The sequence below is a fragment of the Candidatus Competibacter denitrificans Run_A_D11 genome (genome assembly GCF_001051235.1).
Lineage (GTDB): Bacteria > Pseudomonadota > Gammaproteobacteria > Competibacterales > Competibacteraceae > Competibacter_A > Competibacter_A denitrificans.
Genome location: NZ_CBTJ020000054.1, coordinates 65117 through 71739, shown reverse-complemented (window position 1 = coordinate 71739; position 6623 = coordinate 65117). Strand labels below are relative to the sequence as shown.

Below are 6623 nucleotides of genomic sequence, written 5' to 3'. Positions count from 1 at the left end.
ATCGGTGTCAGCAACATCAGGCTCAACCAGCGCAGTCCACTGACTTTGATCATGTGACCCCGACTGGAACGCACCGGATCGCGATAAATCCCGCGCGTGGCGATCTTCGGCCCCCAACGCCGTTCAATCGTATCATCCAGTCCCATGACCAGCGGGCCAGTGGGCACGAAGGTCTTGACCAGTAGATCCAGCAACACTCGACTCGTGGCCAGTCCAGACCAGCGCGCCCGACTTAACACCCGATGGTAGGTTTTGAACCGTCGCTCTCCACTCAATCCCATCGTCCGTAACACCCCCGTCACCGTCCGTCGCCCCACTGTTAACAGTGCGCCAACTAGAAGAAGCTGGACATGCGGCCAGACCCGCTCGCTGAATAACGGCCTAAACACCTCTATAATCGTGCGCACGTCGGGAGGTCGTATCCCCATGAACTTCTCTCTTTGGTCGGAAAGAAATCGTCATGGTTGCTAGCTCCCGGCCTCAGCGCAATCCCTAACCAATGGGGAAAGTCGAGCTAAGCTGGCACACCGTTACCACCACCATCACGGGTTCAGGCACCCTCACCTGTGCACTGGGTCAGGTAAACAATGATGGCATCACTTTTAGCTACGTCTGCACCGCCACACCGGCCAGCGGCTGGCAACTTAGCAGCTACAGTAACTGCACTAATAACAACGACGGCACCGGCACCTGCACCGTCAGCAATCTCACGGCCAATAGCCCCGATCAGACCATAGGGGTGACGTTTGCGCGTGGCCCCATCAGCAGCAACGCAACCGCCGTCCCTATCGACGCACCGTGGATGCTGGTCGCCCTCTCCTCCCTACTGGGGTTGCTCGTCCATTGGGGGGGCGGCGGCATTAAACTCACCCTGAAACCGCATCGTAGTCAAGGAAGACCACCCTGCTTCACATAGGCGCCAGAAGGCGCCTCCTCGTCCTTACGCCAACCGGCAAATGCGTTAACGTCAGCGTTTCAGGCAAACAGCCCAACGACGGTATGACGATCCAGCTTACCGGCACCGGTCAGCGGTAAACTCGCCACGGCGCGGATTTCTTTGGGTACCTTGTAACCGGCCAGATGCTCCCGGCAAAAATGCTTCAGTTCGTCCTCGGCCACGGTCTTACCCGCATGGAATACCACCAGCGCAACCGGCGCCTGGCCCCATTTTGGATCAGGAACCCCGGCACAAATAGCACCGGCGACGGCCGGATGCTTCATCAACGCTTGTTCGATTTCTTCCGGTGAAACATTTTCGCCACCGGTGATGAACATATTGTCGGCCCGTCCCTGGATGCACACCAGACCGTCCTGATCGCGTACCGCCAAGTCGCCGGTATAAACCCAGCCCTCCGGGCTGATCACTTTTTCGGTACGCGCCGGGTCGTTCAGATAGCCATCAAAATTGTGCGGGCTGCGCAGACACAGCACCCCGACTTCGCCGGGCGCGACTTCGTGCCCGGAATCCCGATCAACAATTTTGGCGTCACAGTGAAACATCGAGGTGCCGATACTGGCTGAATTCGTCAGCAATTCTTCCAGCGAATCAGTGCGGGCAATATAGGCAAAGTTTGAAGGTCCGGCCTCGGTCATGCCGTAGGTCTGACTGATCGGAATGCCTTTATCCAAAAAGACCTGCATCACCGCTTTCGAACACGGTGCGGCGGCGGCGGTGATCGCTTTCACCTTGGAAAAATCGGTCTCGGCGAATTTCGGATGGGCGATCAAAAATTGCAGCATGGCCTCAACGGCGCCAAAGTTCTCGACCCGCCCTTCGTGGATCAATTCCAGAATCAGGCCGGGATTGAATTCACGCAGCAACACACTGGTAACACCGGCGTGCAGCAGCGGGGTAAAGGTGTTCCAACCGCCGATGTGGAAAAACGGAAAGGTGATCAAGACGCTGCGAAACGCGCCGACGATGCCGGTCGCCAGAATATCGAAGGAATTCCAGACCATCTGCCGGTGCGAGACGATGCAAATTTTCGGTACGGCGGTGGTGCCGCCGGTGTGGACGTAGAGCGAGATATCATTCAGCGCCAGCGGGATATTGATGGCTCTGGCTTCGGTTTTGAGAATGACGTTCTCGAATGGGTTTTGAGCGCCGTCGATCTCGATGACGGCTTGTACCGACCCTGGAACCGCCAGGGTTGCCACCAGTTCGGCAAACGCATTTTCGTGTACCAGCACGCGCGGTTTAAGCCGCGCCAGCAAGTCATCCAGTTCCGGTTTTTTCAGGCGCTGGCTCAAGGGAGCGAGGATAATGCCCAACTTGCCGCAGGCCAGATAAAGATCAATGGCTTCGATCCGGTTGCGACAGATCAGCGTAATCACATCGCCTTTGCCCAGTCCCAGCGTATCCGCCAGATAGGTTCCGACCCGACAGGCCCGGTCGTTCAGATCCTGGAAGGTATAGGATTTTTGGGTGAAAGAGTCGTAAAGCGCAATGTGGCGCGGGGTCAAGGCCGCGCGGCGTCCCGCCCAATCGCCCACCCAATCCATCGGTAGATCGTCATAATGTTCAATGAAGCCCATGGGAATCTCCTACGATCCAGTACGGGAGTAGAGGCTTCGAGGCCGATCCTCACTCCCGATCAACTTTAGGCGCGGCTTAGAGCGCCATCCAATCCGCCAAAGCAAGCGGTATACTCCACACTTCATTATGATAGTCCGCATTTCGCGCGCCGGCGCACCCGTCCAAGCCTGAACAACCGATAACCATCATGGACAAGACTTACGAACCGCACGCCATTGAAGAACGCTGGTACACCTTTTGGGAGGAGCGCGGCCATTTTGCGCCCGGCGGCCAGGGCCAGTCGTACTGCATCATGATCCCACCGCCGAACGTCACCGGCACCCTGCACATGGGCCACGCCTTCCAGGACACCATCATGGACGCGCTGACCCGCTATTACCGGATGAAGGGTTGCAACGCGCTGTGGCAGCCCGGTACCGATCACGCCGGCATCGCCACCCAGATGGTGGTGGAGCGGCAGTTAGCGGGTGAGAACAAAACTCGGCACGATCTGGGCCGCGAGGCGTTCATTGACCGGGTGTGGACCTGGAAAGCGGAATCGGGCGGCACTATCACCCGCCAGTTGCGGCGGATGGGCGCATCGGTGGATTGGGCGCGGGAGCGCTTTACTATGGACGAGGGCTTGTCGGCCGCGGTGCGCGAGGTCTTCGTCCGGCTGTATGAAGAAGGTCTGATCTATCGCGGTCAGCGGCTGGTGAACTGGGACCCGGTGCTGCATACCGCCGTGTCCGATCTGGAAGTGGCCAGCGCCGAAGAAAGCGGTTTTATGTGGCATATCCGCTATCCGCTGGCCGAAGGCGGCGGCGATTTGATCGTGGCCACCACCCGGCCGGAAACCATGCTGGGCGATACCGCCGTGGCGGTGCATCCCGATGACGAGCGCTATAAGCGCTTGATCGGCCTGCATGTCGCCTTACCGCTGACGGATCGCCAAATTCCGATCATCGCCGATGAGTACGTCGATCCCACCTTTGGCACCGGCTGCGTCAAGATCACGCCGGGCCACGATTTCAACGACTACGCGGTCGGCCAGCGCCATCAACTGCCGATCATCAACATCTTCACCGCCGGCGCCAAAATCAACGACAACGGCCCCGTTGCTTATCGCGGTCTGGATCGCTTCGAGGCCCGCAAGCGGGTGGTGGCCGATCTGGAAGAACTGGGATTGATGGAGGAGATCAAGCCGCACAAGCTGATGGTGCCGCGTGGCGACCGTAGCCAAGCGGTGATCGAGCCGTTTCTGACCGATCAGTGGTATGTGAAAACCGGGCCGCTGGCGGGACCATCCATCGCCGCCGTCAAGACCGGCAAGATCAAATTCATCCCGGAAAACTGGGAAAAGACCTATTTCGACTGGATGTACCGCATCGAAGATTGGTGCATCAGCCGACAAATCTGGTGGGGCCATCGGATTCCGGCCTGGTACGATCCGAGTGGTAAAGTCTACGTCGGGCGCAACGAAGCGGAAGTCCGCGAAAAACATCAGCTCGGCCCGACGGTGGCGCTGGAACAAGACCCGGACGTGCTGGATACCTGGTTTTCCTCCGCCTTGTGGCCATTCTCCACGCTCGGCTGGCCGGAAAACACCGCAGCCCTCAAGACCTTCTATCCGACCAGCGTGCTGGTCACCGGCTTCGACATTATTTTCTTCTGGGTCGCCCGGATGATCATGATGGGCCTGAAATTTATGGGCGATGTGCCGTTCCGCGAGGTCTACATCCACGGTCTGGTGCGCGATCAGGACGGCCAGAAGATGTCGAAATCCAAAGGTAATGTCCTCGACCCGCTGGATTTGATCGATGGCACCGATTTGGATGCTTTGGTCGCTAAGCGCACCACTGGCCTGATGCAGCCACAGATGGCCGCGCGCATCGAAAAAGACACACGCAGGCAGTTCCCCGACGGCATCCGCGCCCACGGCACCGATGCCTTGCGCTTTACCTTCGCTGCCCTGGCGACCACCGGCCGCGATGTGGCGTTCGACATGGGGCGGATCGAGGGCTACCGCAATTTCTGCAACAAGCTTTGGAATGCCGCCCGCTACGTGTTGATGAACACCGAGGGCCAGGACACCGGTGTTAACGGTGGCGATATTGAACTGAGCCAGGCCGACCGCTGGATTCTGTCGCGCTTACAACACACCATCAGCGAAACCCACGCAGCGGTGCAAGGCTATCGTTTCGATCAGATGGCGCAGGCCATCTACGAATTCACCTGGAACGAATTCTGCGACTGGTATCTGGAACTGGCCAAGCCGGTGTTGACCGATCCTGCCAGTTCGACAGCGGCTCAACGCGGCACGCGGCAGACCTTGGTGCGGACGCTGGAAACCCTGCTGCGACTGCTGCATCCACTCATGCCATTCCTCACCGAGGAAATCTGGCAGCGGGTCGCGCCACTGGCCGGGGTGAGCGGCGAAACGATTATGCGCCAGCCCTATCCCGAAGCGGATAAAGCACTCATCGACGCCGCAGCGGTGGCCGATATTGAGTGGCTTCAGCAATTCCTGCTGGGCGTCCGTCGTATCCGCGCCGAAATGAACATCGCCCCTGGTAAACCATTGCCCATCTTGTTGCAGCACGGTTTGGCTGAAGATCAAGCGCGGTTGGAACGGCAACGGCGCGCATTGCTAACGCTGGGTCGGTTGGAGTCCATCACCTGGTTGAGCGCAAACGAGCCAGCGCCAGAAGCGGCCACAGCACTGGTTGGCGGCATGAATGTGCTGATTCCCATGTCCGGCTTGATCGACAAAGCGGCGGAAATTCCCCGCCTGACCAAAGAAATCGGCAAACTGCGTCAGGAGGCGGAACGGATTGCGGCTAAGCTTGGCAACGCCAATTTTATCGGTCGCGCGCCTGCGGATGTCGTCGAAAAGGAACGTACTCGCCTGGCGGAACTCCAAACCGCCATCACCAAGCTGGAAGACCAACTGAAACGCATTCAGCGGCTTTGATCTCGACCTTTAACAAAAATCGTGAGGAGTAGATGATGAGTGAAGAAAACCTAGTGGATACCGGCGGGTCGGCATCAGCCGCCAAACCTAAGATTGGCGAAAAAGTCACCAAAGTGGCCACTTATTACCATCCGCGTACCTGGAAGGAAAAGGGATTATGGTGGACGCTGGGTTTGTTTTTAGTGACTTACTGCATCGCAGTGGTCGTGCTGGGTTTCATCTGGTCACGCTCACCCGGCGGGTTCGATGTGCGGGCAACCGCGCTAGAGATGGCACAAAACGATCCGAAAAAACTGGTGCCGGGCTACGTGACCACAGCGACCGCTATTCGTGTTGCTGAGACGCTACTGGACAAACCAGGCGGCTATCTCAGCAATGACATTACGCCGCCAGGCGTCTATCTCGATAACATTCCTGAATGGGAATTCGGTGTACTGACCGAACTGCGCGATCTGGTGCGGACGCTACGCAATGATTTCAGCCGCTCCCAAACGCAATCCATTGAGGACAAGGACTTACAAGTTGCTGATCCCAAGTTCAGCTATGATTCGAATTCCTGGATTTTGCCGTCAACAGAGTCTGAATATCGCGACGGCATTGCAGCGCTGCATCGTTATCTGAATCGGCTGGCCGATGATAAGGCACAAGACGGCCAGTTCTTTGCGCGGGCCGATAATTTAAGCACCTATCTGCAAGTAGTCGAAAAGCGTCTGGGCAGTTTGGCGCAACGGCTGGCATCCAGCGTGGGTCAAACACGGTTTAACACGAATTTAGCCGGTGACCCCAATGCTCGCCAATCGACGCCGACGCCCGATCAGACTCAGGTTAAAACCGCGTGGTTGCAAATCGACAATGTGTTTTTTGAAGCGCGTGGCTACACCTGGGCATTGATCCATGCGCTGAGGGCTGTCGAAATTGATTTCGGCGATGTTCTGGCTAATAAGAACGCGGTGGTCTCGCTCAAGCAAATCATCCGCGAGCTGGAAAATACCCAAGCCTTTATCTGGAGTCCGATGATTCTCAATGGCACCGGTTTTGCGCTGGTGGCCAACCATTCATTAATCATGGCCTCGTACATCTCACGGGCTAACGCCGCCATCATTGATCTGCGCAACTTGCTGTTGCAAGGGTGAG

At 57.7% G+C, this 6623-nt stretch carries 5 protein-coding genes; 3 read left to right on the top strand and 2 right to left on the bottom strand.

Going from position 1 to position 6623, the window contains the following annotated elements; all coding sequences use genetic code 11:
• Window positions 1-428, bottom strand: a 428-nt coding sequence (locus BN873_RS19510; protein ID WP_139031698.1) for a transposase, incomplete at its 3' end; no start/stop codon positions are given.
• A gap of 71 nt (window positions 429-499) precedes the next feature.
• Between BN873_RS19510 and BN873_RS11700 the strand changes: the two genes are divergently transcribed.
• Window positions 500-916 carry an InlB B-repeat-containing protein gene (locus tag BN873_RS11700; protein WP_048673856.1) on the top strand — a complete coding sequence of 139 codons (417 nt, stop codon included), beginning with the start codon at window positions 500-502 and terminating at the stop codon, window positions 914-916.
• A 59-nt stretch (window positions 917-975) separates the two neighbouring features.
• Here BN873_RS11700 and BN873_RS11695 read toward each other — a convergent pair whose 3' ends face one another.
• Window positions 976-2535 (bottom strand): class I adenylate-forming enzyme family protein, encoded by a 1560-nt coding sequence (locus tag BN873_RS11695; protein ID WP_048673854.1) that lies wholly within the window; start codon window positions 2533-2535, stop codon window positions 976-978.
• A 188-nt stretch (window positions 2536-2723) separates the two neighbouring features.
• Here BN873_RS11695 and BN873_RS11690 point away from each other — a divergent pair, with 188 nt between their 5' ends.
• Together BN873_RS11690 and BN873_RS11685 are read left to right on the top strand one after the other, a co-directional pair.
• Window positions 2724-5489, top strand: coding sequence for a valine--tRNA ligase (locus BN873_RS11690; RefSeq protein ID WP_048673852.1), 2766 nt, complete (start codon window positions 2724-2726; stop codon window positions 5487-5489).
• Window positions 5490-5524: 35 nt separating this feature from the next.
• Window positions 5525-6622 carry a DUF2333 family protein gene (locus tag BN873_RS11685; RefSeq protein WP_048673850.1) on the top strand — a complete coding sequence of 366 codons (1098 nt, stop codon included), beginning with the start codon at window positions 5525-5527 and terminating at the stop codon, window positions 6620-6622.
• Window position 6623: the final 1 nt, after the last annotated feature.

Excerpts from the sequence above, each read along its gene's own strand:
- BN873_RS11700 (WP_048673856.1), top strand. The coding sequence starts at position 500 with ATGGGGAAAGTCGAGCTAAGCTGGCACACCGTTACCACCACCATCACG.
- BN873_RS11695 (WP_048673854.1), bottom strand. The coding sequence starts at position 2,535 with ATGGGCTTCATTGAACATTATGACGATCTACCGATGGATTGGGTGGGC.
- BN873_RS11690 (WP_048673852.1), top strand. The coding sequence starts at position 2,724 with ATGGACAAGACTTACGAACCGCACGCCATTGAAGAACGCTGGTACACC.
- BN873_RS11685 (WP_048673850.1), top strand. The coding sequence starts at position 5,525 with ATGAGTGAAGAAAACCTAGTGGATACCGGCGGGTCGGCATCAGCCGCC.